Origin of the sequence: Collinsella aerofaciens (assembly GCF_015558785.1) — a bacterium.
Classification (GTDB): domain Bacteria; phylum Actinomycetota; class Coriobacteriia; order Coriobacteriales; family Coriobacteriaceae; genus Collinsella; species Collinsella aerofaciens_P.
Genome location: NZ_JADMOP010000014.1, coordinates 25,937 through 52,328 on the forward strand (window position 1 = coordinate 25,937; position 26,392 = coordinate 52,328).

General features: G+C 61.7%; 19 protein-coding genes and 2 pseudogenes. 13 read left to right on the forward strand and 8 right to left on the reverse strand.

From position 1 onward, the window contains the following. Positions 1 to 219 precede the first annotated feature (219 nt). The 5 genes from I2G40_RS07355 to I2G40_RS07375 are packed head-to-tail and all read left to right on the forward strand — an operon-like array spanning position 220 to position 4,254. Positions 220 to 708 carry a PTS system mannose/fructose/N-acetylgalactosamine-transporter subunit IIB gene (locus I2G40_RS07355; RefSeq protein WP_195233841.1) on the forward strand — a complete coding sequence of 163 codons (489 nt, stop codon included), beginning with the start codon at positions 220 to 222 and terminating at the stop codon, positions 706 to 708. Positions 709 to 723: 15 nt separating this feature from the next. Continuing rightward, complete coding sequence (locus I2G40_RS07360) at positions 724 to 1,497, forward strand: PTS mannose/fructose/sorbose/N-acetylgalactosamine transporter subunit IIC (protein WP_195233843.1); 774 nt, start codon at positions 724 to 726, stop codon at positions 1,495 to 1,497. Further along, positions 1,490 to 2,350, forward strand: coding sequence for a PTS system mannose/fructose/sorbose family transporter subunit IID (locus I2G40_RS07365; RefSeq protein WP_195233845.1), 861 nt, complete (start codon positions 1,490 to 1,492; stop codon positions 2,348 to 2,350). Before I2G40_RS07360 ends, I2G40_RS07365 begins: the two co-directional genes overlap by 8 nt. A gap of 33 nt (positions 2,351 to 2,383) precedes the next feature. After that, the gene (locus I2G40_RS07370) at positions 2,384 to 2,788 is read left to right on the forward strand and encodes a PTS sugar transporter subunit IIA (protein ID WP_118080241.1); all 405 of its coding nucleotides are present in this window, start codon (positions 2,384 to 2,386) and stop codon (positions 2,786 to 2,788) included. Between the two features lie 29 nt (positions 2,789 to 2,817). Continuing rightward, on the forward strand, positions 2,818 to 4,254 hold the full coding sequence (locus I2G40_RS07375) for a family 43 glycosylhydrolase (protein WP_195544666.1): 1,437 nt from the start codon (positions 2,818 to 2,820) through the stop codon (positions 4,252 to 4,254). Between the two features lie 230 nt (positions 4,255 to 4,484). On the opposite strand, the pseudogene I2G40_RS07380 reads toward I2G40_RS07375, so the two are convergent. Next, a pseudogene (locus I2G40_RS07380) lies at positions 4,485 to 5,210 on the reverse strand (dihydrodipicolinate synthase family protein). Between the two features lie 121 nt (positions 5,211 to 5,331). On the opposite strand from I2G40_RS07380, the gene I2G40_RS07385 reads away from it, so the two are divergent. After that, positions 5,332 to 8,085 carry a PTS sugar transporter subunit IIA domain-containing protein gene (locus tag I2G40_RS07385; protein ID WP_195544667.1) on the forward strand — a complete coding sequence of 918 codons (2,754 nt, stop codon included), beginning with the start codon at positions 5,332 to 5,334 and terminating at the stop codon, positions 8,083 to 8,085. A gap of 32 nt (positions 8,086 to 8,117) precedes the next feature. Here the strand turns inward: I2G40_RS07385 and I2G40_RS07390 are convergent. Next, positions 8,118 to 8,465 (reverse strand): annotated as a pseudogene (locus I2G40_RS07390) (hypothetical protein); the annotation flags it as partial. Positions 8,466 to 8,590: 125 nt separating this feature from the next. Between I2G40_RS07390 and I2G40_RS07395 the strand changes: the two are divergent. The 7 genes from I2G40_RS07395 to I2G40_RS07425 all read left to right on the forward strand — a co-directional run bounded on the left by I2G40_RS07395 (position 8,591) and on the right by I2G40_RS07425 (position 15,713). Continuing rightward, entirely contained in the window at positions 8,591 to 8,761 is a 171-nt protein-coding gene (locus tag I2G40_RS07395) for a hypothetical protein (RefSeq protein ID WP_195544680.1), read from the forward strand. A 67-nt stretch (positions 8,762 to 8,828) separates the two neighbouring features. Then, positions 8,829 to 9,563 carry a GntR family transcriptional regulator gene (locus tag I2G40_RS07400; protein ID WP_195544668.1) on the forward strand — a complete coding sequence of 245 codons (735 nt, stop codon included), beginning with the start codon at positions 8,829 to 8,831 and terminating at the stop codon, positions 9,561 to 9,563. A 198-nt stretch (positions 9,564 to 9,761) separates the two neighbouring features. Beyond that, complete coding sequence (locus tag I2G40_RS07405; RefSeq protein ID WP_195233861.1) at positions 9,762 to 11,225, forward strand: YfcC family protein; 1,464 nt, start codon at positions 9,762 to 9,764, stop codon at positions 11,223 to 11,225. A 10-nt stretch (positions 11,226 to 11,235) separates the two neighbouring features. Then, positions 11,236 to 12,798 (forward strand): amidohydrolase, encoded by a 1,563-nt coding sequence (locus I2G40_RS07410; protein WP_195233863.1) that lies wholly within the window; start codon positions 11,236 to 11,238, stop codon positions 12,796 to 12,798. Positions 12,799 to 12,815: 17 nt separating this feature from the next. Further along, positions 12,816 to 13,673, forward strand: a complete 858-nt coding sequence (locus I2G40_RS07415) for a sugar phosphate isomerase/epimerase family protein (protein ID WP_195233865.1) — start codon at positions 12,816 to 12,818, stop codon at positions 13,671 to 13,673. 100 nt (positions 13,674 to 13,773) lie between these two features. Continuing rightward, positions 13,774 to 14,742, forward strand: coding sequence for an SIS domain-containing protein (locus I2G40_RS07420; RefSeq protein WP_195544669.1), 969 nt, complete (start codon positions 13,774 to 13,776; stop codon positions 14,740 to 14,742). Between the two features lie 98 nt (positions 14,743 to 14,840). Beyond that, positions 14,841 to 15,713, forward strand: coding sequence for a PfkB family carbohydrate kinase (locus I2G40_RS07425; RefSeq protein WP_195233870.1), 873 nt, complete (start codon positions 14,841 to 14,843; stop codon positions 15,711 to 15,713). 493 nt (positions 15,714 to 16,206) lie between these two features. On the opposite strand, the gene pknB is transcribed toward I2G40_RS07425, so the two are convergent. The 6 genes from pknB to I2G40_RS07455 form a co-directional block, all read right to left on the reverse strand. Then, positions 16,207 to 18,153, reverse strand: coding sequence for a Stk1 family PASTA domain-containing Ser/Thr kinase (gene pknB / locus I2G40_RS07430; RefSeq protein WP_195544670.1), 1,947 nt, complete (start codon positions 18,151 to 18,153; stop codon positions 16,207 to 16,209). 132 nt (positions 18,154 to 18,285) lie between these two features. Further along, the gene (locus I2G40_RS07435; protein WP_195544671.1) at positions 18,286 to 21,156 is read right to left on the reverse strand and encodes an FtsW/RodA/SpoVE family cell cycle protein; all 2,871 of its coding nucleotides are present in this window, start codon (positions 21,154 to 21,156) and stop codon (positions 18,286 to 18,288) included. A gap of 16 nt (positions 21,157 to 21,172) precedes the next feature. Continuing rightward, the gene (locus tag I2G40_RS07440; protein ID WP_195544672.1) at positions 21,173 to 22,972 is read right to left on the reverse strand and encodes a Stp1/IreP family PP2C-type Ser/Thr phosphatase; all 1,800 of its coding nucleotides are present in this window, start codon (positions 22,970 to 22,972) and stop codon (positions 21,173 to 21,175) included. Further along, positions 22,969 to 23,385 carry an FHA domain-containing protein gene (locus I2G40_RS07445; RefSeq protein WP_006235180.1) on the reverse strand — a complete coding sequence of 139 codons (417 nt, stop codon included), beginning with the start codon at positions 23,383 to 23,385 and terminating at the stop codon, positions 22,969 to 22,971. The genes I2G40_RS07440 and I2G40_RS07445 overlap by 4 nt, the downstream gene beginning before the upstream one ends. A gap of 6 nt (positions 23,386 to 23,391) precedes the next feature. Further along, on the reverse strand, positions 23,392 to 24,405 hold the full coding sequence (locus I2G40_RS07450; protein WP_035136732.1) for an FhaA domain-containing protein: 1,014 nt from the start codon (positions 24,403 to 24,405) through the stop codon (positions 23,392 to 23,394). Beyond that, positions 24,402 to 26,255: a serine/threonine-protein kinase gene (locus tag I2G40_RS07455; RefSeq protein ID WP_195544673.1), complete on the reverse strand. Its 1,854-nt coding sequence runs from the start codon at positions 26,253 to 26,255 to the stop codon at positions 24,402 to 24,404. The genes I2G40_RS07450 and I2G40_RS07455 overlap by 4 nt, the downstream gene beginning before the upstream one ends. Between the last annotated feature and the right edge of the window lie 137 nt (positions 26,256 to 26,392).

The following is a 26,392-nucleotide window of genomic DNA, read 5'->3' on the forward strand; positions in this document are numbered from 1 at the left end:
GCATTCCGCACGAGCTTCTCTGACATTTCCGCCCATTACCACGTGGAGGTCCCCGTCACGGAGATCGCCTACGCATACGACTACATCAATTCCCGGCATGCCCCTCGCAGGCAGGCCACGCTGAACGACGGGTCCGCGGCCCGGCAGGAAGAATGACGCGCCTCGGCACAGGCCATGCCGAAACGCGTCACGCAAGCAAAGGAAGGAAGCCAACATCACATGAGCATCATCGCAGCACGCATCGACAACCGCCTGCTACACGGCATAGTGGCAACCCAGTGGGTACCCGAGTTCCGTCCGCAGCGTCTCATGGTCATCGATGACATCGTCGCCAACGACCCGACCAAGAAGGCTGCCATGCGGATGGCAAAGCCCTCGGGAGTCGCCCTCTCCATTATCAACAAGGAGACGGCTCTCGCGAACTATCGGGCGGGCAAGTACGACGACCACACGGTCTTCATCGTGGCGCGAGACCCCCAGACCATCCTCGACGTCATACAGACGGGCCAGGTTGTTCCCACACTCGTGGTCGGAGGCACAGTCTTTCCCGAAGAGGGGTCAGACGCCGTCCAGGTGAGCAGTCGCGCCTACGTCACCAAAGACGAGCTGCCCGCATATCGAGCGATTGCTGGCACCGGCTGCGATATCACCGTTCGCTATGTGCCGGCCGACAAGCCCGTAGAGCTCTCCAGCATCATCACGCTTTAGCAAGGGAGTGAACTTATGACACCATCCATCATCCAGATAGCCGTCGTTACACTCATCGCCTTCATCTACGGAGCCGAGAAGAACGCGGGACAAATTCTCACGAACATGTCCGTCACGCCAGCATGGTTCGTCGGACTTGCGCTCGGCGACCCCGTAACCGGCCTCGCCGTCGGCGCCATCGTCCAACTCATGAGCCTGGGCGTGGCGGCCATGGGAGGAGCCTCCGTCCCCGACTATCCCACTGCCGCCATCATTGGCGCCGTCGTTGCCATCACCTCGGGTCAGGAGGCGAGCGTCGGCGTTGCCGCCGGAATCGCAGTCGGCATGCTCGGCCTTCAGCTCGACGTCATCGCCAAGACGGCAAACGGCTTCCTCGGGCGTGCCTCGCAGCGCTTTGCCGAAGAGGGCAAGTACTCGCAGATGAAGAGCGTACTTTTCCTCGGTCCGGTCTTCTATGGCCTTACGGCGGCCATCCCCACGTTTGCCGTACTGCTCTTTGGCGCCGATGCCGTCAACGCTTTCCTCTCCGTCATGCCCTCCTGGTTCACGACCGGCCTCTCCATCGCCGCCGGTATCCTCCCCGTCGTCGGCCTTGCGATGCTTCTGTCCTTCATGCCAATGAAGAAGTTCATCGCCTACGCCATCGTTGGCTTCGTTCTGGCCGCCTACCTGCAGATAAGCATTCTCCCCATCGCCCTGCTCGGTGCCGCCGCGGCCATCGAGTACTACAAGTCGCACAGCAATCCGTCCGTAAACGCCCTCGACGCTGGAGGTCTGGAAGATGAGTAACGAAGTTAACGCCACCAAGGCAAACGAAGCGCCAACCTGCCTGGCAGACGGAACGTACCAGCCAGTCCTCACCGTTTCCGATCTCGACCGTTGCGGCCGCCGCTGGATGCTCGGCGCGTCCATCTATAACTATGAGTCCCAGTGTGCCCCGGCGGTCATGTTCGCAACCGAACCCGCCCTGCGCAAGATCTATGCAGGAGACGAGGAGGGCTACCGCAGGTCACTTCTGAGCACCTATCGCTATTACAATGCGACTCCCCAGGTAAGCGGCCTGCTCCTCGGCGCCGGCCTAGCCTTGGAGGACAAGGGGCACAATGACGCCATCGACGCGGTCCAAGACCTTAAGATTGGCCTCATGGGCTCCCTCTCAGGAGTCGGCGACACGATCTTCGCCATCCTCATTCCCACCATCTTCGGCTCCATCGCCGCCTACATGGGACAGGCGGGAAACCCCGTCGGCGTGCTTCTCTGGCTTGCCGTCGCCATCGCCATCTTCGTATGGAAGCTCTTTGACTGGCGCATAGGCTATAAGTTCGGCGACAAGCTCTTCACGACCCTTGCCGAGAAGATGTCCGTTTTCACCGAGTCGACGTCGGCACTTGGCATGATGGTCGTCGGTGCGCTCATCCCCACCGTCATCAAGGTCTCGTGTGGTCTCACGTTCACCATGGGTGAAGTTACGCTCGACGTCCAGACGGGCATCCTCGACCAAATCATGGTCGGCATGCTGCCCGTAATAGCCACAGCCATCGTCTACGCCCTCGTCAAGCGCAAGGTCAGCATCAACAAGATTGTCCTCGGCATCCTCATCATCTCGTGGGTGTGCGCGGCTTTCGGCATTCTTGCTGCCTAGCCTAGGGCTAGACCAACCCACAAAGGACGCATTATGAGGCACATCATCATTGCATCGCACTACGGCCTGGCAGCCGGACTCGGAGACACGCTCAAGGCCATCATAGGACCGGGGCACGACATCAGGGTTGTCTGCGCGTTTACAGACGAAACCCCGCTCGAGGAGAAGCTCGCCAGCGCATTCGAGGGCATCGCCGAAGATGACGAGACCCTCGTTCTCACCGACATCCTTCAGGGCAGCGTAAACCAGCTCGTAGCCTGCTCGGCTCCGCGAGGCGCGTTCATAGTGACCGGCGTAAACCTTCCCGTGGCCCTCGAGCTCTCGCTCCACGCCGGACAGCTTACTCCCGATGTGGTGAGGCATGTCGTCACCCAAGCCAAAGAGCAGCTCGTCTACCTCGGAGATCTGACTCCGGACGTTGACGAAGAAGACGAATAGGAAAGACGCGACAGTAAGGAGGACGAGACATGCGCAAAGTCCCGACCAATAACCAGCACCTGTTCTACCAACCGAAGGACGTGTGGGTGGGAGACGTCATGCCCTTCGGCAAGGACGGCACGTTCTATCTATACCACCAGCGTGACACGCGCGACCCCGCTCCGCTTGCCGAAGGACAGCCCTTTGGGTGGTCGCTCGCGACCACCCAGGACTTCGTGACGTACCAGGAACACGGAACGGCGATCCCCCACGGCGGAGAAGACGACCAAGACCAGTTCATCTACGCCGGAACCGTCTACGAGGCAAAAGGGGAGGTACGCGCTTTCTATACCGGGTTCAACCGCAACTACCTGCGAGAAGGCAAAACGTCCCAGGTGCTCATGCAGGCGAAGGCCTGCTCGGATGATTATGCGACGTGGAAAAAGACGGGTGTTGCAGCAGAGCTCACGCCTCAGCCAGGATACGATGGGCGCAACTGGCGCGACCCTTTCGTAATATGGGATGACGACCGGAAGGAATACCTCCTCGTACTGGGCACGCGTAAGGGAGACGACCCCTCCAAAACCCTCCAAACTGGCAGGCTCGTTCACTTTACGTCGAAGGACCTCGAGCACTGGCAGTTCAAGGGCGACTTTTGGGCCCCCGGCCTCTACACCATGTTCGAAATGCCAGACATTTTCAAAATTGGCGATTGGTGGTACCTGGTCTACTCTGAGTACAGCGACGAGAACAAGATCGTCTACCGCATGAGCCGCGATCTCTACGGTCCGTGGGAGAAGCCGAGAGATGACGCCTTCGACGGGAGGGCGTATTACGCCGGACGGACCGCCTTCGACGGATCGCGCAGGATTCTGTCCGGCTGGGTCCCCACGCGCGAGAACGACGATGACCGGGCCAACTGGCTTTGGGGTGGCTCGTTTATGCCCCATGAGGTGTACCAGCGCCCCAATGGCACCCTCGGCGTTCGCCCTCCCCAAAGCATAAGGGATGCGTTCGAGTGCCCTGATGCCGTCCCGGATATCGAGCTTCGCGGAGACCACGAACGAACGGAGTGCGTAATCACCGAAAACGCAGGCGAGATCTTCTGCTTCGAGGCAGACGTGACGTTCAGGGACGCTTGCGACTTCTCAATTCGAGCCTACAAGAATCTCGAGACCGACGAGTCGTACGAATACCGCTTCGACCTCGACGCGAATCGGCTCTCGTTCGACAAGAGTCCCTGTTACAAGTGGTTCCGCGTAATGGATAAGGGGCTTTGGAGGCCAGTCTGGCTCGAGTCCGGGCGTTCTTACCACCTGCAGCTCATCGTTGACGACAACATCCTCGTCCTCTACCTCGACGGTACCGCACTCACGACACGCGTCTGCGAGAAGTTCGGCCACTCGCTTGCTGTTACGGTAACGAATGGCGAACTCAAACTGTCCAACATAGCCTTGGCGAAGGGGCTGCGCGAACAGGAAAAGTAAGCCAGTGAACCCCGTCGCCACAGCGACTCCCCCAGCAAAACATGCGAACAACGGGTCCGGCCGCATTTCGGCGACCGGACCCGTCCTGCGCCCTGATGGCACATGGCCCCAGGCTGCCGACAGCAAGGCGGCCTTAGGGGCCTCGCTTACAGGTTGCGGAGCGCGTCGACGAGGGGGCCTTGTCCTCGGCGACTCGTTGGCCTGCTTGATGACCTTCGCGGACACGCCGGTCACCACGGCACCGGCCGGCACGTCCTCCACGCATGCGGCACCGGTGGCCACCGTGGCGCCCTTGCCCACGCGAACATGCGCATGATGTTGGGGTGGGCGGCCAGACGCTCCACGTTGGCCGCGCTGATGCTGCAGCCGGTGCGCCCGGGGATGTTGTAGATGATGCAGGGGATGTCCACCGCGCTGGCCGTGTGAACGAGGCACTGGTAGATGTCCTCCTCGTTGGACTTGTTGCAGTACGGCGAGATGATGAGCGGGGCGTCGGCGTTCAGCTTCTAGTACGTGAGGCTCTTGCGCGCCTGCGTGGCCGTGCAGTTGGAGCCCGAACCGGCGATGGCCGGCACGTGCCCGGCCACGTGCTCCACGACTAACTTGACGACCTCGTTGTTTTCCTCGTCGGTCATCGTGGCTGACTTGCCGGTGGTGCCCAGTGTGAGGATGGCGTCGGTGCCGCTCTCGATCTGGAGTTCGAGCAGCATCTCGAGCTGGGCAAAGTTGACGGAGCCGTCCTCGTCGAATGGCGTGACGAGCGCGATTATGGAACCCTCGAGCTTGCGGACGTCCATGGTTTCCTGCCTTTCCGAGCCGTCCGGGCGCGGGGCGTCCGCGCCAGCGGCAGAGTCGGTTCGAGCGATGTAGCCAGAGACGGAGCAAACGGCGAGGCGCTCGGCGGACAGCGCCGTTGCCGCTCGCTGTGTCGAGCGCAAGTGTCGAGAAGTCGCCATATGTCACTACAGATGTATCATGGAGTGCCGAAGTGCACGCGCCCGTGACGGAACGCGGGCGCCAACCCGTCCCGAGCACCACCCCGCCCGTAAGGTGTGGGACGAAAGGAGGACCAGCCGCATGAACATCCCCGAGACACAGAAAGACCTGCTTGCCTACCTCGATCGCATCACGCGCGAGCTTGGCAGCACGCGGGGCGGGCGCATCCAGAACCGTCTCGACCACTTCACCACGGCATCTATAACCGACTCGCTCGCCATCTCGCGCAGCCTGGCAAGTCAGTATCTCAACGAGCTCGTGCGCGCTGGCCTCGTGGTGAAAGCAGGGGCGCGACCGGTGTGCTACTTCCACCGCCGCTCCCTCGAACGCTTCTTCCAGTCTCGCATTGAGCGTAGCACCTACCCTTCGGTCGAGCAGCTCTTCGCCACGCTCGGAAACGGCGAGCGACTCGACTTTGACCGCGCAATCGGTCACGAGCTGAGCCTTGCGCCCTGCATCAGCCAGCTCTGCGCCGCGCTCAAGTACCCGCCAGCTGGCCTGCCCATCCTGCTCTGTGGCGCTTCGGGAACCGGCAAGGGTCTACTCGCCGAACTTGCCCTCGAATACGGCAAGAACGTCGGCGTCCTGCAGCAGGAAGCCAAGCTTGTGAGCATCGACTGCTCGCATTACGCAGACGATGCCCGCGCGCTCACTCACGATCTGTGCGCAGATGGCGGGCCTGCAGATCGGGCGAGCGGCGGCATCGTTTATCTCAAGGACGTCGACACCCTCTCACCCGCTGCCCAGGACGCGCTCTTGGAGTGGGCCTCCGCACAGGCGGGCGCCATTGTGCCAGCCCCTGCTGCGCGCCTTATCTTTGCCACCTCAAACGAGGCAGACAGTACCGAGTGCCGCAGCCTCACGCGTCGCATCCCCATGTCCGCCCAGGTGCCGTCTCTGCGCGAGCGCACCCAGGAGGAGCGTGAGGAACTGACTCTCCACTTCCTCAAGGAGGAGGGCCGACGCATAGGACGCGACATCCTCATAAGTCGCGGAGCCTTCCGAGCCCTCGCCGGCACCAACTTCGAGGAGAACGTACGCGGCCTACGCGACTGCATCACCAACTGTTGCGCCGAGGCCTATCTAGACACGAAGGGTGACAGCCTGGAGATTCGCACCTACCAGCTTCCCTCCGCAATCCTTGCCGGCTCCGCACTTGAGCGCAGCGAGAACGATATGCAGCTCATCGACACCACCCGGAGCATCCAAAGCCAGGCGGACGACCGCGCACGGCATGTACTCGACGCCATGCTGGAGCCATACGAGAGCTATCGCGAAGGCACGCTTGATGGGAGCGCGTGCAGCGCTCAGCTGGTGGAGCGAGCCCGCGACCTTGAGGACTACCTGGCGTTCGGGCAAAACCCGGGCCGCTCGAAGTCCGACGCATACGAGCAGATCGCCGACAGCGTCGTCACTTCCGTGAACGAACTCTACTCGATCGATTTGTCCCGAAAGAGCTCGCATCTAATCGCCCAGGGCATCTGCCTCCAGCTGTGGCCGCCCGCAAACCTCTCGCGTTGGAAGAGCTCCCATGCAAGCGAGCTTTCCGGCATGCGCGGCGTCGTGGCCCAGCGCAACCGCTTTGCCGTTACTGTCTGCGCCTGCATCGCTGATGAACTCAAGGCTACGCTCGGCATCGCGCTCGACGATCTCACGTGTCTGCTCGTCCTTGCGCATGCGGCACTCGCACTCGACCCGTCTAAGCGTCGTCGGAGCGTCGGTATCGTCCTCAGTCATGGCTACTCGACCGCCACGAGCATCGCCGACGCTGCCAATCGGATTCTTGACACGAGGGTCTTCGAGGCCATCGATATGCCCTACGACCAGAAGGTTACGGACGTCGCTGCTCCTCTTCAGCAAATCATCGACCGCTTCTCCTACGCAGACGAGGTCGTCATCCTCGTGGACATGGGATCGCTCCAGGATATTTATAAGAGTCTGGAATCCACCTCCGGCATGACACTCGGCATCATCAACAACGCCTCTACCGGCCTTGCGGTGGAGGTTGGCGCCGGACTTATCGCGGGTCGCTCCGTGCGAGAGGTTCTCGACGATGCTGCGGCAGCTTGCACCTGTAATTATCACATCGTGGCGCGCAACGCCCGACCGGACGCGATTGTCTTCTGCTCCGAAGGCGGACTTGACGCAGCTGCGCGGATCCGCGATCTCGTGGCGCAGAGCCTGCCTGGCGAGTCCCCCGCGCGGCTTGTCGCCGTTGGCTGGCGGCAGCTCGCCAATAACGGATCTGAGGATGCCGCCTTCTCCCAGTACAACGTGCGCTCGGTCATCGGCACGGACAATCCGCACGCCGACGGAGTCCCGTTCATTTCGCTCGAGGAACTCATCGCCGGCGAAGGAACGGCCCAGATAGACCGCGCCTTCGCACGCTTGCTCGACGCTGACGGCTTGCGCACGTTCCACCAGAATCTCGTCAAGAACATGACCCTCAGGAACGTGGTCGAGTCCATCACAATCCTTAACCCCAACAAGCTCTTCGGCGAAATCGAGAGTGCCGCGGAGCGGCTCCAGCAGCTCACCGGAGACGTGATTGGCGCTCGTGTGAGCATGGGGCTCTACGTGCACCTGTGTTGTCTCGTGGAGCGCCTCGTGACCAGAAGCCCCATCGAGAACTACGCAGACGAGCAGCGCTTCGCCAATGAACACAACGATTTCGTCGAGGCATTCCGCACGAGCTTCTCTGACATTTCCGCCCATTACCACGTGGAGGTCCCCGTCACGGAGATCGCCTACGCATACGACTACATCAATTCCCGGCATACCCCGCGCAGGCAGGCCACGCTGAACGATGGGCCCGCGGCCCAGCAGGACGAGTGACGCGCCTCGCAAGCAAAGGAAGGAAGCCAACATCACATGAGCATCATCGCCGCATGTATCGACAACCGCCTGCTACACGGCATAGTGGCAACCCAGCGGATACTGGAGCGAACGGCGAGCCGCTCGTCGGCCGGGAAGCAGTCAAAGGTGGCAAAGTAGTCGCGCGGCTCCTCGGCGCAGCGGATGAGCTGGCCCGACCCGTCCGGACGCATCAGCACCTCGGCACGCTTGAGCCGGCCGTTGTAGTTGTAGCCCACCGAGAACCCGTGCGCGCCCGCATCGTGGATGACGAGCAAGTCGCCCTCCTCCACTTCGGGCGGGCGCCGGTCGATAGCGAGCTTGTCGTTGTTCTCGCACAGCGACCCCACCACGCCGTAGGTGTGCTCGGCAGCACCGCTATGCGGAACGCCCCGCGATCTCGACCGAGAGCACGTCGGAGAACGGGATGTCTAATTGCTGGGGCCTGTCAGCTTGGGGCCTGCCGCCGCGGGTGTAGCCGGACTGCATGCGTTCGGCGCTGCTAGGCACGATGTCGGGCATCGCCGCGGGCAAGACGGCGGGTCTCACCGTGTTCGCCAAGCGCGAGGAGCGTTTTGGTTTTTCGCAAGCAAATGCGGACGAAATCATCGACCAGATTCCCGATCTGCTCAAACATGCAGGGCCCCTATGTGTTTAACCTCATTTTTCCGTGTGCGGTAGAATGGAGTAGTTGAGATCGCGAACGCCTTAAAGGGAGAGTTTTTGTGGATACGCATCTGGATGGGGGCTCTTCCGCCCCGCTGTATCAACAGGTGCTCGATTTGCTCAAGAGCGATATCGAACAGGGGACATATCCCGTTGACTCGCAGATTCCAACGGAACTTGAGCTTTCTAAGATGTACGGCGTGGGAAGGGTCACGGTTCGTCGCGCAATAGAGGAGCTTGTGGGCGAGGGGTATCTCACCAAGCGGCAGGGGCGTGGTACGTTTGTGACCGCGACAAAGATAATTCGCAAGGTGCATCAGAAGGACGATGTTCAGAGTTTTACCCAAGCATGCGCTGAAAACGGCATGAAGGCGGGCGCTCGCGTCGTTGCCCGCAAGACCGTTGCCGCCGATCGCGACCTCGCTTCTTTCTTTGGCTTGGATGAAGGCTCTGACCTCATCTTGGTCTCACGCGTGCGTACCGCAGACGGCGTGCCGGTCCTGTTCGAGAACAACTACTATCCTGTTGACGGATTCGAATTTCTCAAAGATATCGGTCTCTCCAATTGCTCGATATTCGAGGCCGTGGGGGAGCGTACGGGTAGGTATCCCTGTTCATCCGATCCCTGCAGGCTAGAGATCGCCCGTGCGGGAATTGATACCGCCCGCGAGCTCAAGGTCCCAGTAGGGGAGCCGCTATTCTTCATGAACGCGGGCTTTCTCGATTCCAACGGAGAGCGCTTCTGCTATGGCAGGCAGTACTACGTGGGTTCGCGCTACAGCTTCGATATCTAGCGGCTCTGTCTCGCGCAGCGCTGTTCTCGCCATCGCCGCAACAGGTCCGTTTAGCGCGTAAAAGTTACCACTTATAGAACAACCTAATATGTTTCTTGACCGGCACCTTCATGCAGGTTATACATAGGACAACCTAAGATGTTTGCTTATACGTGAGGGTTTTTTGGCAAGCATCGTTGCTCTGACAGGAGGTTAAGAATGTCGGATGCCAAACAGGAGAAGCCCAAGCGCAGATTCCATCTCCAGCTTCCCCATGTGTACACCATCGCGTTCATGCTGATTGTGTTCTTCGCGGTGCTCACATGGATCGTCCCATCGGGTCAGTTCGACCGTCAGACCATTCAGACGGCCGCGGGCGAGCGAGAAGTCGCCGTAGCCGGAACGTACCAAGAAGTCGACAAGGTCTACACCGATTCGGAGACGGGGGAGACCGTCGATCTGCGACAGGGCATCGATGCCGTCCTGCAGGCTCCCGCCAAGGGCATCCAGGCTGCGGCCGATGTCGTCGCGTTCGTCCTGCTGATCGGCGGATCGTTCGCCATCGTCACCAAGACCAACGCCCTAAACGCCGGTATGAGCCGCGTGATCAAGAAGTTGAAGAACAAGGACATCTTGATCATCCCCATCTCCATGGTCCTGCTCTCGATCTGCGGCACCACGTTCGGCATGTCCGAGGAGGCGCTGCCGTTCTACGCGATCTTCATCCCCATCATGCTGAGCATCGGGTATGACTCCATGACCGCATTCATCATCTGCTTCCTCGGCCCCAACCTTGGTTACTGCGCATCCACTATCGATCCTTTCAACGTGCTGATCGCCCAGGGCGTTATCGGCATCGAGGGAAATCCCCAGCTTTGGCTCCGCGCCATCCTGTGGGCCATCTTCACCGCCGCGGGCATTTTCTGGGCCATGCGCTACGCGCGCCGCGTCAAGCTCGATCCCAAGTCCTCCATCACCTATGAGGACGATAAGCAGAAGCGCATCGAGTTCTCTGTCACCGACGCCTCTATCGAAGAGGAGTTCACGCTTCGCCACGAGCTCGTCCTCATTGATTTCGCGGTCGGCATGGGCGTTATCGTGTGGGGCCTCGTTACCCAGGGCTGGTATATGGACGAGATCTCTATGGTGTTCCTGGCCATGGGCCTTCTTGCCGGCATACTCGGCGGCTTGGACGAGAAGACCATTGCGGAGGAGTTCGTCCGCGGAATCGCCGACTTCGCCTACGCAGCCTGCATCATCGGTATCGCCCGCGGCATCCTGGTCGTTGCAGAGGGCGGAATGATCATCGACTCTATTCTTAACTGGCTCGTCGGACTCCTTGCGGGCGCTCCGTCCTTCATCTATACCACCTTCATGTACATCGTCCTCGGCCTGCTTTCGCTGCTGGTTCCTTCCAGCTCCGGCCTCGCTGCACTCACCATGCCAGTCATGGGCCCGCTGACCGAGCTTATGGGTCTCAATCCCGAGGCTGCCGTCACCGCTCTGCAGTTCGCGAACCAGACCATCAACACCATCAGCCCCGTTGCGGGCATGACCGTCGCGGGTCTCGCCGTAGCGAAGATCTCCTTCGGGCAATGGTGGAAGACCATCTGGAAGTTCTTTATCTTCATGGTCCTGTTCGGATTGGTCGCGACTACGATCTCCGGCCTACTGCCGATGTAGGAGGTGCCCGGTGTTTGATCGTTCGCTAGTATTGCTGTCCCGCAGCATCTTTACCGGCCTTTCCGATGAACCGATCGACGGATATGTTTCGATTCGCGGTAATCGCATCGAATCCGTGGGCGCCTCTGATCGGGCTGCCGAATATACTGCGCATGCGGACGAGGTTCGCGACCTTGGCTCCAGAACCGTCATGGCAGGCCTTGTCGACGTGCACACGTTCTTTACCGGCTGGGTGCTCCGTCGCATCGGCGCCGATCTTATCGATGCGACCTCGGCAGATGATGTTTTCACCGCGATGTCGAATTGGAAGGAGGAGCGGCCCCAGGCCCCTATGGCGTTGGGCATGAACCTTCCGGAGACCCTTATGGGTGACGACTTGGTTGATATGTTGGACGAGAAGTTCTCATCCACGCCTGCCGTCGCCTTTACTGCCGGCGCGGAGACCTGCGTGCTCAACTCCGCCGCATCTGCGCGCTATGGTTTTACGCCCGAGGCTTGCTATGCCGAGATGATTTGGCACCTTATGCGCGATTATCTACCTCTTCAGGAAGTCCGCGATGCGTATGGCGACTACATGACCATGCTTAACTCCCGTGGCGTCACCGCCATCAAGGAGATGTGCTTTGACGATTATTACGGATTTGCGGACGAGATGTATCGCCGCGAGCAGGAAGGCGAACTTACGGTTAGGGTCGACATGATGAGCCAGCCCGTCGGGCATGGAGCCGACCTTGATTACGCCTGCTCGGCGCGCGACCGCTTCCAAGGAGACTTCGTCAGGTTCTCCGGCTTCAATCGCATGACCGATCGCGGCGTGTGGTGCGGCCTGGCCGAGATGATCGATCCCTACGAGGAGGGGGCCGATGCGGGTGCCGGCGGAAAGACCGTGGTCGAGGAGCCCGAATGGGACCTCATCTCTCGCGAGCTGTCCGAGATCGATGCCCAGGGATTCCGCTACTCCCTGCATTGCCAGGGGGATGGGGCCGTTCGCAAGACGATCGACCTGTATGAGCGGCTACCGCGTGATGAGTCGGGAAGGCTCGCTCGCAGGCATTCGATTACGGACCTTGAGAACTCCGATCCAGCTGACCTGGCGCGCATGGGCGCCATCGGCGGTATCTGCGAGGTCTATCCCCAGATCCTTACTCTTGATAAGCGCGAGGATTGCCTTTCGACCATGCGTCGCCAGATAGGAGAGAAGAGGCTCTCCCGCAGCTGGAACCGTCGCGCCATGGTGGATGGCGGATGTGTGCTGTGCTGCGGAACCGATCTTCCCCTCCTTATCCCGCATCTAGGAGATTCGATCTACAGCGCCTGCGGAGGGTACTTCGCCGACGGTTTGGACGTCAACCCGCAGAATACCGTTAGCGTTGCCGAGCTGCTGCGGGCATGGACTGCCGGGGGTTCCTACGATCTGGTTCGCGAGAACGATTTCGGCACCCTCGAGGCGGGCAAGCTCGCGGACATCTGCGTTTTGGACCGCGATGTGTTTGCGGTGGACCCCAAAGATGCCAGAGACATCCAGGTCTCGCTCACGCTGAGCGATGGTCGGGTCGTGTACGAAGATTGCTAGGAGAGGAGATGCCCAGCATGGATTTAAACGCTTCCGCGCCCCGCCTGCGTCGCGAGCAGGTCGCCGGCATGAACATTCACTACATCATGTGGTCGCTCGATTATTTCCTTGATGTTCAGCAGCGCCTTGGCTTCAAAACCATCGAGCTTTGGGCGGCCGAGCCGCACGTGACGCTGGACCACACGGGGTATTTCGAGGCCGACAAGCTTCGCCGCAAGATCGAGTCCCGCGGACTCTCCGGGAGCTCCCTGTGCCCGGAGAACGTGGTGTATCCGTGGCAGTACGCTGCCAGAAAGCCCCTCCACGCGCAGCGGAGCCTCGCTTACTTCAAGCACGGCATCGAGCTCGCCGAGGTGCTCGGCGCCCCGTATATGTCCATCAACTCCGGTTGGGGCGATTGGGACGAGGACCGCGAGGAAGCTTGGAAGCGCTCTGCCGAGCACTTGGCGATTCTTGCGGACTATGCCGGCGAGCACGGCGTGACCCTCTGCATGGAGAGCCTGAGGCCGGAAGAGAGCAACTTGGTGGTTACACTCGCGGATGCCAGGCGCATGCTTGACCAAGTAGCCAACCCGCACCTTACTCCAATGGTGGACACTACTGCTATGGGAGTCGCCGGCGAGAGCCTTGAAGAGTGGTTTGCCGAGTTTGGCGATGGTGCCATAAGGAACATGCACTTCATTGATGGCGACCCATACGGCCATCTGGTTTGGGGCGATGGAAAGCACAGCATGGACGATTTCGTGCGTGTCCTCAACGCGCATGGGTTCGAGGGCTATCTTGGCCAGGAGATCACCGATGGAAGGTATTTCGATGATCCCGCAGCAGCGGACCGGCGCAACATGGACGCCTTCGAGAGGTATTTTGTCGACTAGCGCGTAGCTCCCATTCGCGTGGGGCAGTCAACACGCTTGACGAGAAGACTTGCAGTAAACGTTGGCGGATTCGTCCGCCGTATCGAAAGGAAGAATAACAATGAACGCACATGATCTCATCGCCGACGCAATCGCCGAAAAGGGCGGTTTCGATAGCGTCTTCTGGGTTGCCTGCGGCGGCTCCCTCATCGACCTGCTGCCCGCCCATGAGCTGCTTAAGCGCGAGGCGACTACGTTTGCCAGTGAGGCGTATACCGCCCGCGAGTTCGATATCATGCGTCCCAAGCGCCTGGGCGAAAAGTCCCTTGTTATCGCTTGCAGCCACTCCGGCAACACTCCCGAGGTAATCGATGCGTGCTCGATCGCCAAGGCGGCGGGCGCAACCGTTATCGCACAGACCGACAACGCCGGCTCCGGCATCGATAACGGTGAGTGGACGTGCTGGGTATATCCGTGGGGCGAGGGAGTTCCGCAGGCGGAGGTACCCGCCGGCATCTCTTTGGCTCTCGCTGCCGAGCTCTTGGATCAGCAGGAAGGTTATGCTGACCTTGCCGATATGTACGAAGGCATCGCCAAGATGGACCGGATCCTGCCTGCGGCTCGCGAGAAGGTCAACGCCGAACTTTGCGACCGTTTCGCTGCCCTGTGCCAGGACCACAAGTTCCTGTATATCTTGGGATCCGGTCCCGTGTTTAGCCAGACCTATGGCTTCGCTATCTGCTCGCTTATGGAGATGCAGTGGCAGAGCTGCGCCTATATCCACTCCGGCGAGTACTTCCACGGCCCCTTCGAGGTGACCGAGCCCGGAGTCTTCTACTTCCTGCAGATGTCTTCCAGTGAGTGCCGAGCCATGGATGAGCGCGCCCTCGCATTCCTCGAGACCCATACCGACACTCTTATGGTGCTCGACGCCATGGAGTACGGCATGGACCAAGTACCGGCAAGCGTTCGCGCGTTCCTTGATCCAATCCTGTTCTACGCGATGAACTGTGAGCTGCGCTCCGCTCGCGGCAAGGTGTTCGACCATCACCCGGACGTGCGTCGTTGCATGGGCATCGAGAAGTACTAGCGATTTTAGAACGGGGCGCGAAGCGCGTTGAGACGTGCGAATCCTCGCGCCTCTTCTGCTCGCCGTAGCCACGGCGGTTTACCTGAATGGAGATAACCATGGCAGCCTATCCTATAAGCGTGCTCGGCTTTGGAGACAACGTTGTCGATAAGTACGAGCATATCAAGACTATGTATCCCGGCGGCAACGCAGTCAACTTCGCCGTCTTCGCCAAGAAGCTCGGTGTCGATCGCAGCGCCTACATGGGAATCTTCGGATCAGATGAGGAGGCCGAGCACGTTATAGCATCGCTTGAGGACGAGGGCGTCGAGCTTCTTCGCTGCCAGCAGGTCCTGGGCGTCAACGGCGCCGCTCGCGTGACCGTTGACAAGACCGGGGACCGTATCTTCCTGGGCTCCAATGAAGGCGGCATACGTGGCGACATGCGCTACGTGATAGACCGCTTCGCCGCCGAGTACGTCAGCGGCTTCGATTTGGTGCACAGCGGCAACTACTGCTTCACCGAGCGCGAGCTCCCCAAGATCAAGGCTGCCGGTGTGCCTATCAGCTTCGACTTCTCCGATGACTCCACCGACGAGTACTTCGAGCAGATTGCGCCATTTGTGACGTACGCCTTTATGTCCATGGGCGACGCTTCCCTGGAGGATATCAAGGCGAAGCTCGAGTGGGTGAAGGCCCTTGGCCCTCAAATCGTATGCGCGTCGCGCGGGAGCAAGGGTTCCGTCGCCTATGACGGCGAAAACTTCTACGAGCAGGGCATCAAGCCCGTGGCGCCCGAGGAGCTCAAAGACGCTATGGCGGCCGGCGATTCACTGCTGACGGCGTTTTTGGTCACCTATCTTTCCAAGAAGAAGGCCGGCGAGTGCGGCGAGGCCGCAATTCGCGAGAGCTTGGACTTCGCTGCCGGTTTTGCGGCGCAGACCTGCAAGATCGAGGGCAGTTGGGGCCACCCGCTGGTCTACGAGAACTAGTTTTTTGTCGTGGCGGGGTGTCTTGGGGCGCCCCGCATTGCGTTGGGAGTCAAGATGTCCGTTCGTGCCTGCGCGGCAGGATTTTGCTGTGCCGATGTCTACCAGAATCTGGATCCCCTGGGTTGCATCCAAGGGGGCCTCTCAGGAGCGCTTCGAGGGGTGCTTCTTGAGTATATGAAGGCAAAAGGGATATGCAATCTTCATATACGGCCTTCTTTTAGAGGGCGTTGTCCTTACTCTTTCATCTCCTTGCTTCTGGACATTTTGTCTATAGGCAAGAGTCCATGGTCGAGACCATGGTGAAGTTCTGCGGCTAGTAATTACTGCATCACATATCTGTTGTTACCTGAGAGGCTCGCTTTTGCGGGCCTCTTTGCGTTGCTATGGAGCCCTGGCCTGTCGATAAATAACGCGCCCGCTTGCTGGGGAGCAAGCGGGCGCCGTTGAGCGAATATGTTTGCGGCCATAGCCGCTGCAGGTGATGGGTTGTCGACTAGTTAGTCGTCGTGTCGGAATCGTCACCCGAGGCAGAGCCAGAAAGCGAAACCGTCAGCGTGATCGTGCTGTCGGTGGACTGCTTGCCGGTGGGGGAGACGCCCGTAACGGTGGCGTTTTCGTTGCCGCTCACGGGGTTGCCGTTCTGATCGCAGAATGCGATGTTGTAGAAACCGGCGTTGTTGAGCGCGGTGACGGCGGCGGAGATGCTCTTGCCGTACAGGTTACCCGGGACGCTGGCCTTGCCGGACTTCTTGGCGATGACGACGGTGATCGTGGCACCGGGCTTCTGCTTGCCGCTAGGGTTCCAGCTAATTACGGTGCCCTCGGTAACCGAGTCGTTTTCCTGGTAGCTCACGTCGACGCCAAAGCCAGCCATGTCGAGAGCGTTGCGTGCCTGGGCCTCGGTCATGTCGGTCAGATCGGGGACGGAGGTGGTGTCAGGACCGCTGGAGACCTTATACGAGATGGTCGTGCCCTTCTCGACTTCCTTGCCGGCATCAGTGCCCTGCTCAAAGACCTGGCCTTCGTCGGCCTCGTTGGCCTCCTCGGTTGCGTTGCCCTTCAGGCCCACGCTTGCCAGCGCGGCCTCGGCCTGGTCCTTGGTTAGGCCGACGAGCTGCGGAACCTCAACTTTCTCGGAGGGCTTGGGGCCCTTGGAGATCACCAGGTTCACCTTGGAGCCCTTGGGCTTCTTAGTGTTGCCGTTGGGGGTCTGCTCGGCAACCTTGCCCTCGTCGACATCGTCGTTATAGCTCTGGTCGACAGTTCCGACCTCAAGGCCGGCCTCCTTGATCAGCTCGATAGCGGTCTGCTGGTCCTTGTTAAGCACATCGGGCACCGTAACCTGCTCGCCCCCAAAGAGCCCGGTGGCGAAGGCCACCACAACGCCAACCACGGCGATTGCGGCGACTACGGCGGCGATAATCTTGTTCTTGTTGGACTTGGGCTGATCGACCTCGTAGGAACCGGTGGAACCCGAGACGGCGCTGCGGGGGTTGGTCTGTCCGCTTACGCCCGATACGGGGCGAACCATAGCGCGCGTGGAGTCAGACAGCTCACGGGTCTTGGTAGCGCCCAGGTCGCCCGCGGCGCCAATGATGCGCGTGGGCTCGGAGACGTTGACGGCGCGGCCGGACAGGTAGTTGTTGAGCACCTGGCGCAGCTCGTCTGCCGTCTGGAAGCGGTTCGCCGGGTCCTTTTCCATGCACTTGAGGATGATGCGCTCCAGATCGGCATCGACGCCGGAGTTGACTTGGCTCGGCGGAACCGGCAGTTCGTTTACCTGCTTGAGCGCAACTGAGATGGCGTCGTCGCCGTCAAAGGGGACGCGACCGGTGGCGCACTCGTACATGACGACACCCAGCGAGTAGATATCCGAAGTGGGACCGAGGTCCTGGCCGCGCGTTTGCTCGGGGCTTACGTAGTGGGCGGTGCCCAGTACATTGTTGTCCTGCGTGAGGTGGCTGTTCTTTGCGCGCGCGATGCCAAAGTCCATGACCTTGATGTTGCCGTCGGGCAGCACCATGATGTTTTGCGGCTTAATGTCGCGGTGGATGATCTCGTGCTTGTGGGCGACCGAAAGCGCGGAGCTGATCTGCGAGCCGATCTGCGCGACCTTCTTTGGATCGAGGGCGCCGTGGCTCTTGATGCCGCTCTTAAGGTCGGTACCGCGCAGGTACTCCATGACGATGTAGTAGGTATCGCCATCCTTGCCCCAATCGTAGACGCCCACGATATAGGGGGAGGAGAGACCTGCTGCTGCCTGGGCCTCCTGCTTAAAGCGGGCGGCGAAGGTGGCGTCGCCGGCATACTGCGGCAGCATGATCTTGACGGCAACCGTGCGGTCGAGGACCTGATCTTGCGCACGGAAGACGGTCGCCATGCCGCCCGTTCCCACCTTATCCTTGAGGAGGTATCTTCCCCCGAGGACCCTCTGTTCCATTCCTGCTCCTAACTAACTTATTCGCTCAACGATGTGTGTAGTACCGAATGTGTGGCCGCTGGGGCCGTGTGGCGCGTTGCCGCTAGCTCATAGGTCGCGGCGCGCCCCAAGTATCCGCTTCGATCACGGGCATCACGCTCCTTGGGCGGCAAGTGCCGCGGTCAGGACGATGCCGGCGATCTTGGCTGCCTTGACGTCGTGTTTGTCGTAATCCTCCAAGGCCACCGAGATGGCGACCGTGGGTGAATCGTAAGGTGCGAAGCCGACGAACATCGAGTTGACGTTGGTGCCGCCGGTCTCGGCCGATCCGGTCTTGCCGGCGACCTTGACGCCCGGAATCTGGGCATCGGTGCCGGTGCCGGACTGGACAACCGCGAGCATGGCCTGCTTGACCTGATCGGCCGTGGTGGCGCTGACGGCCTGGCCGAGCGAGCGGGATTGCGTGGTCTTGACCACGGTTCCGTCGGGGGCGAGCACCTGGGCCACGAAGAACGGGTCCATGACCACGCCGCTGTTGGCGATGGCCGCCGCTATCACGCAGTTTTGCATGACGGTGGTCTGCGGACCTGGCGTGTGGTCCATGCCGACAGGCTGGCCGGCGCCTGCCCAGGCGGTCTCCCACTCGGTCATAAGCGACGGGTCGGCCATGATGGAAGCTGCGGTGGTCAGATCCTGACCGAGCTTTTGACCGTAGCCAAAGGCGTTGGCAAACTGGACGAGCGAGTTGGCGCCAATCTCGTTTGCCACCTGGCCAAAGACGACGTTGGACGACACGGCGAAGGCCTGCTGCAGGCTGATGGTGCCGTAGCTCTCGTTGGCAGAGTTGGTGACCGGCGCGTTGCCAATATCCATGGAGCCGGGCGCCTGGTACGTGCTGGTAAGGCTGGCGGTGCCGGTCTCGAGCGCCGCGGAGAGTGTGACGACCTTAAAGGTCGAACCCGGGGTGTACAGCGCGTCCATGGCACGATCGTACATGGAGCCGTCCTCGCCGCCGCCCGACTGGAGCAGCGCATCGATGTTGGTGTTGTCATAGGTGGGCGAGCTTGCGCACGCAAGGACCGCACCGGTGCGCGGATCCATGACCACCACAGCGCCCTTAAAGCCCTTGAGCGCCTGCTCGGCGGCCGTCTGGATGCGCGAGTCGATGGTGAGCTTGGCGGTATTGCCCGGCTGGGTCTGCCCCGCGAGCGACGCGATGGCGTTGTTCCAGCTGGAGTAATCCTTGGAGCCGGTGAGCGTATCGTTCATGACGCTCTCGATGCCGGCGGTGCCGTATTGCTGGCTCACGTAGCCCACCACGTGCGCGGCCATGTTGCCGTTGGGGTAGGAGCGGGCGTAGGTGCCGTCCTCCTGCTGCAGCGACTCGGCTAGTGTCACGCCGTCGGACGTGATGATGGAGCCACGCTGGATGTACTTGGAGCGGGCGATGGTGTGGTTGTTGGTCGGCATGTCCTGGTAGTCCTTCGCCTTGATGACCTGGACATAGGTGAGGTTGCCGATAAGGATGGCGAACAGCGCCGTAAAGGCGAGCACCGCGCGGGTTAGACGGTTGGCGAGCGCCACGCGGCCGAGCACACCGGATTCAGGTGTGTCGAGCAGGCGACGGCGCATGCGCGAGCCGACGGAATGGCTGCCGCTGCCGTAGGAAGACGAGGTGGCAAAGCGCGTGCCCGTCGGGGCGGCGGCAGATGCGACCTGATCATCGGTGATGGCGGCCATGGTGCCGGTGCCGGTAAGCTCGGCCTCGCGTCCGGTCGCCTCGTCACCGGCGCGCAGCAGGAGCGCGACGATGATAAAGCTCGCCAGCAGAGAGGAGCCGCCCTGGCTCATAAAGGGCAGGGTGACGCCGGTCAGCGGGATCAGGCGGGTTACGCCGCCAACGATCAAGAAGGCCTGGAAGCTGATGGCGGCCGTAAGGCCCGTGGCGCTAAAGGCAGCGAGGTCGGATTTAGCGCGGGCAGCCGTGGTCAGGCCGCGAACGGCAAAGAGCATAAAAAGGATGAGCACGGCGCCGCCGCCCAAAAGGCCCATCTCTTCGCCGATAGCCGAGAAGATAAAGTCGGACTCGACGACAGGGATGTTGTTGGCCATGCCGTTGCCGATGCCAACACCGACCAGGCCGCCATCGGCAAGCGAGAAGAGCGACTGGACGATCTGGTAGCCCTGCCCCTGGGCGTCCTTAAACGGATCGACCCAAACTTGGAAGCGCACCTGAACGTGAGACAGGAACTTGTAGGCGCCCACGGCTCCGACGGCTAAGAGCGCAAGGCCGATAACGACATACGAAAAGCGCCCCGTGGCAACGTAGAGCATCAGCAAGAAGATGGTGTAGAACAGCACGGCCGAACCCAGATCGCGTTCGAAGACGACGACGAGCAGGCACACACCCCACACGGCAAACAGCGGCAGCAGCAGTCGCAGGCGAGGGATCTTAAAGCCCAGGATCTTGCGGTTGGAGATGGAGAGCAGCTCGCGGTTCTCGGCCAGGTACCCGGCCAGGAACAGCACGATAAAGACCTTGGCGAACTCGCCAGGCTGGATGGTAAAGCCCGCGATGCGAATCCACAGTTTGGAGCCCGAGATCGTGGTGCCGATAAAGATGGGCAGCATCAGCAGGATGATGCCGATAATGCCAAAGGTGTACTTGTAGCGCATGACCACGTCGAGGTTTTTGACCAGTGCGAGCGTTCCCACCATCAGGGCCACCGAGACAAACAGGATGATGAGCTGTGAGATGGCGAGAGCGGGGGCGAGACGCGTCACGAACGTGATGCCGATGCCCGAAAGCACAAAGACAATGGGCAGGATGGCGGGGTCGGCACCGGGCGCCAAGATGCGCACGGCAATGTGGGCCGCGGCAAAGGCGGCAAAGAGGCCGATCGGCACGGCGAGCGTCTCAAAGGAGATGGCGGCGCCCGCGGTGAGCACGTACATCGCATATAGCAGGATGACGGGGAACGCCGAGGCGATGAGCAAGAGCAGCTCGGTGTTGCGGCGACTCATAAGCGGCACTCCCTTTCTAATTCTTATCGGAGGCTTCGGCCTCGGCGGACTGTTCGGCGGTTTTCTCGGAATCTGATTCGGAGGTCGATCCCTGATTGGTGTTGTCGCGAATCGTTTGCGCGTCGATCACCTGGCGGGTCTGCTCCTCGTCGATCTGGTGGCGGTACTTGGATATCGTGTCCTGCGCATCGTCGACACTTGTTTGCGGAATGCCCGCCTTGAGGCGGTTTTGCGTGTCTTCGGGCAGGTCGGACAGCTTGATGCTGGTTTCGCTTTCGAGCCAGTGGAGCTTGAGTCCGAGTGGCTTGCCGGGCAGGCCGCGCCAGACGGCGACATTGCCCTGGTAGGTACCAAGGTAGTACGAGCCGGTGACACCCGTGTAGGCCCAGATGCCAGCTGCCAGCACAAAGACGAGGGCCAGGATGGCGGCGATAGTAACGTTGCGGCGACGCACGCGTTGCGCCTCGCGCATGACGCCATCGTCAACCAGGTCAACGACTACTACGGTCACGTTGTCGTGGCCGCCGGCGGCAAGCGCCGCGTCCACTAGGTTGTCGACGCAGATTTGCGCGGTTGAGGACTGCGTGGCGATGTTCTCGATATCGCTATCGGGAATCATGCTCGAGAGGCCGTCGGAGCACAGGATCAGGCGGTCGCCTTCCTCGATATGCAGAGTGAAGTGGTCGGCATACATGGTGGGGTCCGAGCCCAGCGCACGGGTGATGACCGAACGGTTGGGGTGGACGCGAGCCTCGTCTGCCGTGATCTCGCCGGCGTCCACGAGCTCCTCCACGTAGGAGTGGTCGCGGGTCACGCGGATGAGCGTGCCCTCGTGGAGCAGGTAGGCGCGAGAGTCACCCACGTGAGCGATGGCGAGCGTGTCGTTTTCGATATAGGCGCAAGTGGCTGTGCAGCCCATGCCGGGCTTGCCCAGGCCATTCAGGGCCGCCTCGATTACGGCGGCGTTGGCTGCCTCGACGGCTGCGGCCAGGCGTGCTGCGTCGGCAGACTGCGGGGCCGTCTTGGCGATGGTCTCGACAGCGATAGAAGAGGCCACCTCGCCGGCGGCGTGACCACCCATGCCGTCGCATACGCAAAAGAGCGGCGACTGCACCAGGTAGGAATCCTCATTGTGCGGACGCACGCAGCCAACGTCGGAGCGGGCGCCCCACATGAGTTGCGTGGTGGTGCCGGCATCATAGGTCGAGTCGGTCTCGATGCGCTCCTCGGTCAGGGGCTCAAAGCTCATGGTCGAGCCGGGGTCTTTGAGCTTGGCCTCAACGGCGGCAACGTCGATCTCGGCGGTGTCACCGGGAGAGACGGTGTCGGTCTCGGCGTTTGATTCGGAATCGCCGGTGTCCGGGGAGTCGGGCTCCTCGGAAACGCGGGCGGTCGACTCGTCGTCTTGCGGGCTGACGTCTATAGGCTCGGGCGCCGGCGTAGACGCGGGCGCAACCTCGGATGCCGGGGCTATGGGAAACGCCGGCGCGGCGGGCTCGGGTGCCGCAAACGCCGCAGCGCTCTCGTTGATTGCCGCGGCGACGGGCTCTGCAAAGTGAGCTGGCGCCGGGGTTGCTTCGGGCGCTGTGGGCTGTTCCGCAGCATGTGCGCCGATGGGCGCCGCTGCGGCATCATCTTCGTCCTCGTTATCGGCGAGATCCGAAATATCATGCGTTACATGCGAAAGAGGCAGGGAGAACACGGTGTCCTCGGGTTCCACGGGTGCGGAGCCCGCTGGAGCGGCGTGGGCCGGCGCAGCTGTGGCGGCGGCCGGTGCCTCGGTCATAGTTGCGGACTTGTTCTCCTCGTCGATCATCGACGGTTCACCTTCATGACCACGTCGCCAATCTGGACTTCGTCGCCTTCGCGCAGCGTCGCGGGCTCCACCAGCTGGCGGCCGTTGACGAGCGTGCCGTTAAGCGAGTTGAGGTCCTCGATGATGAGCGCCGGGCCCTGCAGCGAAAAGCGCGCATGCGAGGCCGAGACGAATGGTTCGTTGATGCAGATGTCCGAAGATGGCGAGCGACCGACGATGACGGGGCCGAGCATGTCAACGTGGATGCCGCGGATACCGCGCGGACCCTTGTCCACATCGATCGTCCAGATAGCCGAGTCGCGGCGCTGTCCGCGCACAAGTCCCACGCCGGTCTTCATGACGGCGAATAGGAAGATATAGAGCAGGGCGACCAGGACGATGCGGCCTGCAAAAAGGACGATATCGATGTTCATAAGCGACTATCCCCTAAATTCAAAGGTACTCAGGCCAAACGTCAGCAGATCGCCGTTGCGCAGCGGGCAGCGCGTAATGCGGCGGTTGTTGACGAGCGTGCCGTTGGTGGAATTGAGATCCTCGATCGACCAATCCGAGCCCGTAAAGGTGAGCTGGGCGTGGCGGCGCGACACGTTGGGGTCGCGCAGGGCAATGTCGGAAACTGAGCGCTCGCGACCGATGGTCACCTGTGCGGAGGTGATGCTATGGCTCTCGCCGCTCACGACGTCGACGAGCTGGGCGAGCGGGCGCTGCGGGGCGCGAGTGCTCGCCATGTTGGAAGCGATGCCGGCTGCGGCGCCTAGGCCCACGGCGGCACCGGTCGCGGCGGCTCCGCCCATGCCGGCAAGCGCGTCGCGCGAGACGGTCTGCGGCACCGGGATGGGTGCGGCGGCGGGGTCGGGGACGCTAGGCGCGAAGGGGTCTGCCACGGCAAGCGGGTCGGGAGCGGCGGCGCGAGGCGTCGGCTGCTGCTGGGGCATGGCGGCGGGGCGCTGCTGCTGCGGGGCGGCAAACTGCTGCTGGCCGGCGCGCGGGGCGCTGGCGGCGCGGCTTGCGGCCGAGTTGTTCTGTCCCAGGCCGTTTTGGTAGGCGCGCTCTTCCTCGTACAGGCGGCCGAGCGTGGGCGCATCGACGTTCTCAGCAAAGACCGAGAACTTGCCGGCGCGCAGCTGCGGATCGATCATAAAACGCACGAGGGGCTCGCCGACAAAGACATAGCGGCGCTTTTCGGCCTGCGCCTTCACAAACTCGCGGACCTCGCGCGAAAGCTCGGGGTAGAACGGGGCGAGCATGGGATCGTCGTCGGCGGCGATAAGGATGGTATAGAGTGCCGGCGCCGTGTTGACGCCGTTGATCACCAGAGTCTGATCCTCCATGTCGCGAGCGGCCTGCTTGGCAAGCTTCTTAAAGGAGAACGGGGCACGGGTGGCACCGAAGATGCCGGCCACGTGGTCCTCGAAGATGTTCAGGAAGTTCACGAAAGATCACTCTCCGTATAGGTTCTTTGGTATCCGAGCAAATATAGGCATATCCCAACGATTATAGAGGATAGGGTTCCCGCAACCGCCGCCTTGGCGATGACCGCGGCTGCAAGGCTGGCAATTTCCATATGGTGTGCAAGACAGGACGCCGCTGCGCAGCCGATGCCGGTGACAGCGATGGCGGCGATTGCGACAAGGTTTGAGCCCTGATCGGCACGCTTGGCATGGGTATTGAGCAGCGCAGATGACGCTGCGGCAGTTGCCGCGACCAGCACAAAGGCAGCCCAAAGGAGCGGGTCTCCCAGCGCTGCGGCAACGTTACCGAGCCCCAGCACGCCTCCGGCTGAAAGCGCGACCGTGGCCAGACGGGCAAAAAGCGCGCCCATGCCCGTTGCCGCGGCGGCGCTTGCCGGGCCGAGCCAAAATGACGCGACGCCGGCGGCGACCCCAGCTGCCAGGAAGGTATTGCCGGTCAGACAGCCAAGCGCGAGTGCACAGGTGAGCGCGGCGCTCGCGGCAGCCTCGGTGCGACCCCAGGCAATCCACCAACCGGACATGGCGGCGGCAAAGATCACCGCGACGGGCAACATCGACAAGATGCCCTGCGCCTGCATGGTGGCGTTGGCCATGAGCACCAAAAAGCCCACAGCCGAGATGGCCGAGCCAATCTGGGGGGCCAGGCCAGCCGCCGCTCCGATCGCGATGGCCGCAATGACCAGGCCGGGAAGCGCCGCGACCCCGGCCGTTTGCATCAGCAAAAAGCTATAGGTGCCGCACGTTAGCGCCGAGATAGTGCGCATGGTGTAGTCGCGCGCATGGCTCCAGCGCGTGCCCGCCCAGCCGAGTGCGGGGTCGACCTCGATGGCGTCGTCCTCGTAGTGCGACGGCTCGATATCGTCGAGCTCCTGCTCGTCATCCGAAAGTTCGCCAACCATTTGCTCCAGGCTGCGACGGCCCTCGCGCACGCTGCCCAGACCGGCAAGGAGCTGGTCGCAAAATGCCTCGATGCTGTTGGGGCGGTCCTGCGGCATGGGGGAGAGCGCGCTCATGAGCGCGGCCTCGGCTCCCGGGGGGAAGTGTGGTATCAGCTCGCTGGGATAGGTGGCGCCGCCGATGATGCGGCCGAGCGAGCCGGCGGGCGTGGCCGCCATAAAGGGAGCGCTGCCGCACAGGCCCTCGTAGATCACACAGGCGAGGGCAAAGACATCGGCGCGCTCGTCGACCGTGCCGGTCTCGATATCGAGCTGCTCGGGCGGCATGTAGCCGATGGTGCCGCCGCGCGAGCCGCCAAAGCCGCCGGCAGACGACAGCCGCGCCATGCCAAAGTCGGTGAGCTTTACATTGCCCGAATGGTCGATAAGCACATTGGCGGGCTTTATGTCCAGATGAAGCACGCCGTTTGCATGGGCAAAGGTGAGTGCCTGACCCAGCGCGTCGGCAATGGCCGCGGCCTCGTCAAAGGTGAGCGAGTGGCCGTCCACGCGATGCAAAAACTCGGCCAACGACATGCCGTCGACATACTCCATGACCAGGTAGGCATAGGCGGTGTCGTGCGTAAAGTCGATGACCTGCACGATGTTGGGATGTTGAAGCATAGCGGCAGTGTGCGCCTCGCGCAGGACATCCATGATGTCGCTGGCGGGCATGCCGGCACCGTTGATAAGGGGGATGCGCTTAATGGCGACGCGGCGGCGCAGGTGCGTGTCGCGGCAGATCTCGATGGAGCCAAAACCGCCGGTCGCAAGTGTCTCGAGCGGCTGGTACCGCTTGAGCAGCTCGCGAGAGCTGGTGCCCTCCAAAGGAACGTCCGGCGAGAACCGGGCGGTATGTTGCGAGAAAAGCGGCATGGCCAACCCTCGTGCGTTTAAAGTTCGTTTGCGAGCGGCGGGCGCGGAGCCGAGCCGTTCGCGGTGGCATAGATGCTGCTAGTGTAGCACGCGCGGGTGGGCGACATTCAATTTAAGCTCCGTCTGGGGTCTGGACC

Excerpts from the sequence above, each read along its gene's own strand:
- I2G40_RS07375 (WP_195544666.1), top strand. The coding sequence starts at position 2,818 with ATGCGCAAAGTCCCGACCAATAACCAGCACCTGTTCTACCAACCGAAG.
- I2G40_RS07440 (WP_195544672.1), bottom strand. The coding sequence starts at position 22,972 with ATGATCGACGAGGAGAACAAGTCCGCAACTATGACCGAGGCACCGGCC.
- I2G40_RS07455 (WP_195544673.1), bottom strand. The coding sequence starts at position 26,255 with ATGCCGCTTTTCTCGCAACATACCGCCCGGTTCTCGCCGGACGTTCCT.
- I2G40_RS07365 (WP_195233845.1), top strand. The coding sequence starts at position 1,490 with ATGAGTAACGAAGTTAACGCCACCAAGGCAAACGAAGCGCCAACCTGC.
- pknB (WP_195544670.1), bottom strand. The coding sequence starts at position 18,153 with ATGGAACAGAGGGTCCTCGGGGGAAGATACCTCCTCAAGGATAAGGTG.
- I2G40_RS07355 (WP_195233841.1), top strand. The coding sequence starts at position 220 with ATGAGCATCATCGCAGCACGCATCGACAACCGCCTGCTACACGGCATA.
- I2G40_RS07385 (WP_195544667.1), top strand. The coding sequence starts at position 5,332 with ATGAACATCCCCGAGACACAGAAAGACCTGCTTGCCTACCTCGATCGC.
- I2G40_RS07445 (WP_006235180.1), bottom strand. The coding sequence starts at position 23,385 with ATGAACATCGATATCGTCCTTTTTGCAGGCCGCATCGTCCTGGTCGCC.
- I2G40_RS07370 (WP_118080241.1), top strand. The coding sequence starts at position 2,384 with ATGAGGCACATCATCATTGCATCGCACTACGGCCTGGCAGCCGGACTC.
- I2G40_RS07435 (WP_195544671.1), bottom strand. The coding sequence starts at position 21,156 with ATGAGTCGCCGCAACACCGAGCTGCTCTTGCTCATCGCCTCGGCGTTC.
- I2G40_RS07420 (WP_195544669.1), top strand. The coding sequence starts at position 13,774 with ATGAACGCACATGATCTCATCGCCGACGCAATCGCCGAAAAGGGCGGT.
- I2G40_RS07425 (WP_195233870.1), top strand. The coding sequence starts at position 14,841 with ATGGCAGCCTATCCTATAAGCGTGCTCGGCTTTGGAGACAACGTTGTC.
- I2G40_RS07360 (WP_195233843.1), top strand. The coding sequence starts at position 724 with ATGACACCATCCATCATCCAGATAGCCGTCGTTACACTCATCGCCTTC.
- I2G40_RS07395 (WP_195544680.1), top strand. The coding sequence starts at position 8,591 with ATGCGTTCGGCGCTGCTAGGCACGATGTCGGGCATCGCCGCGGGCAAG.
- I2G40_RS07405 (WP_195233861.1), top strand. The coding sequence starts at position 9,762 with ATGTCGGATGCCAAACAGGAGAAGCCCAAGCGCAGATTCCATCTCCAG.
- I2G40_RS07415 (WP_195233865.1), top strand. The coding sequence starts at position 12,816 with ATGGATTTAAACGCTTCCGCGCCCCGCCTGCGTCGCGAGCAGGTCGCC.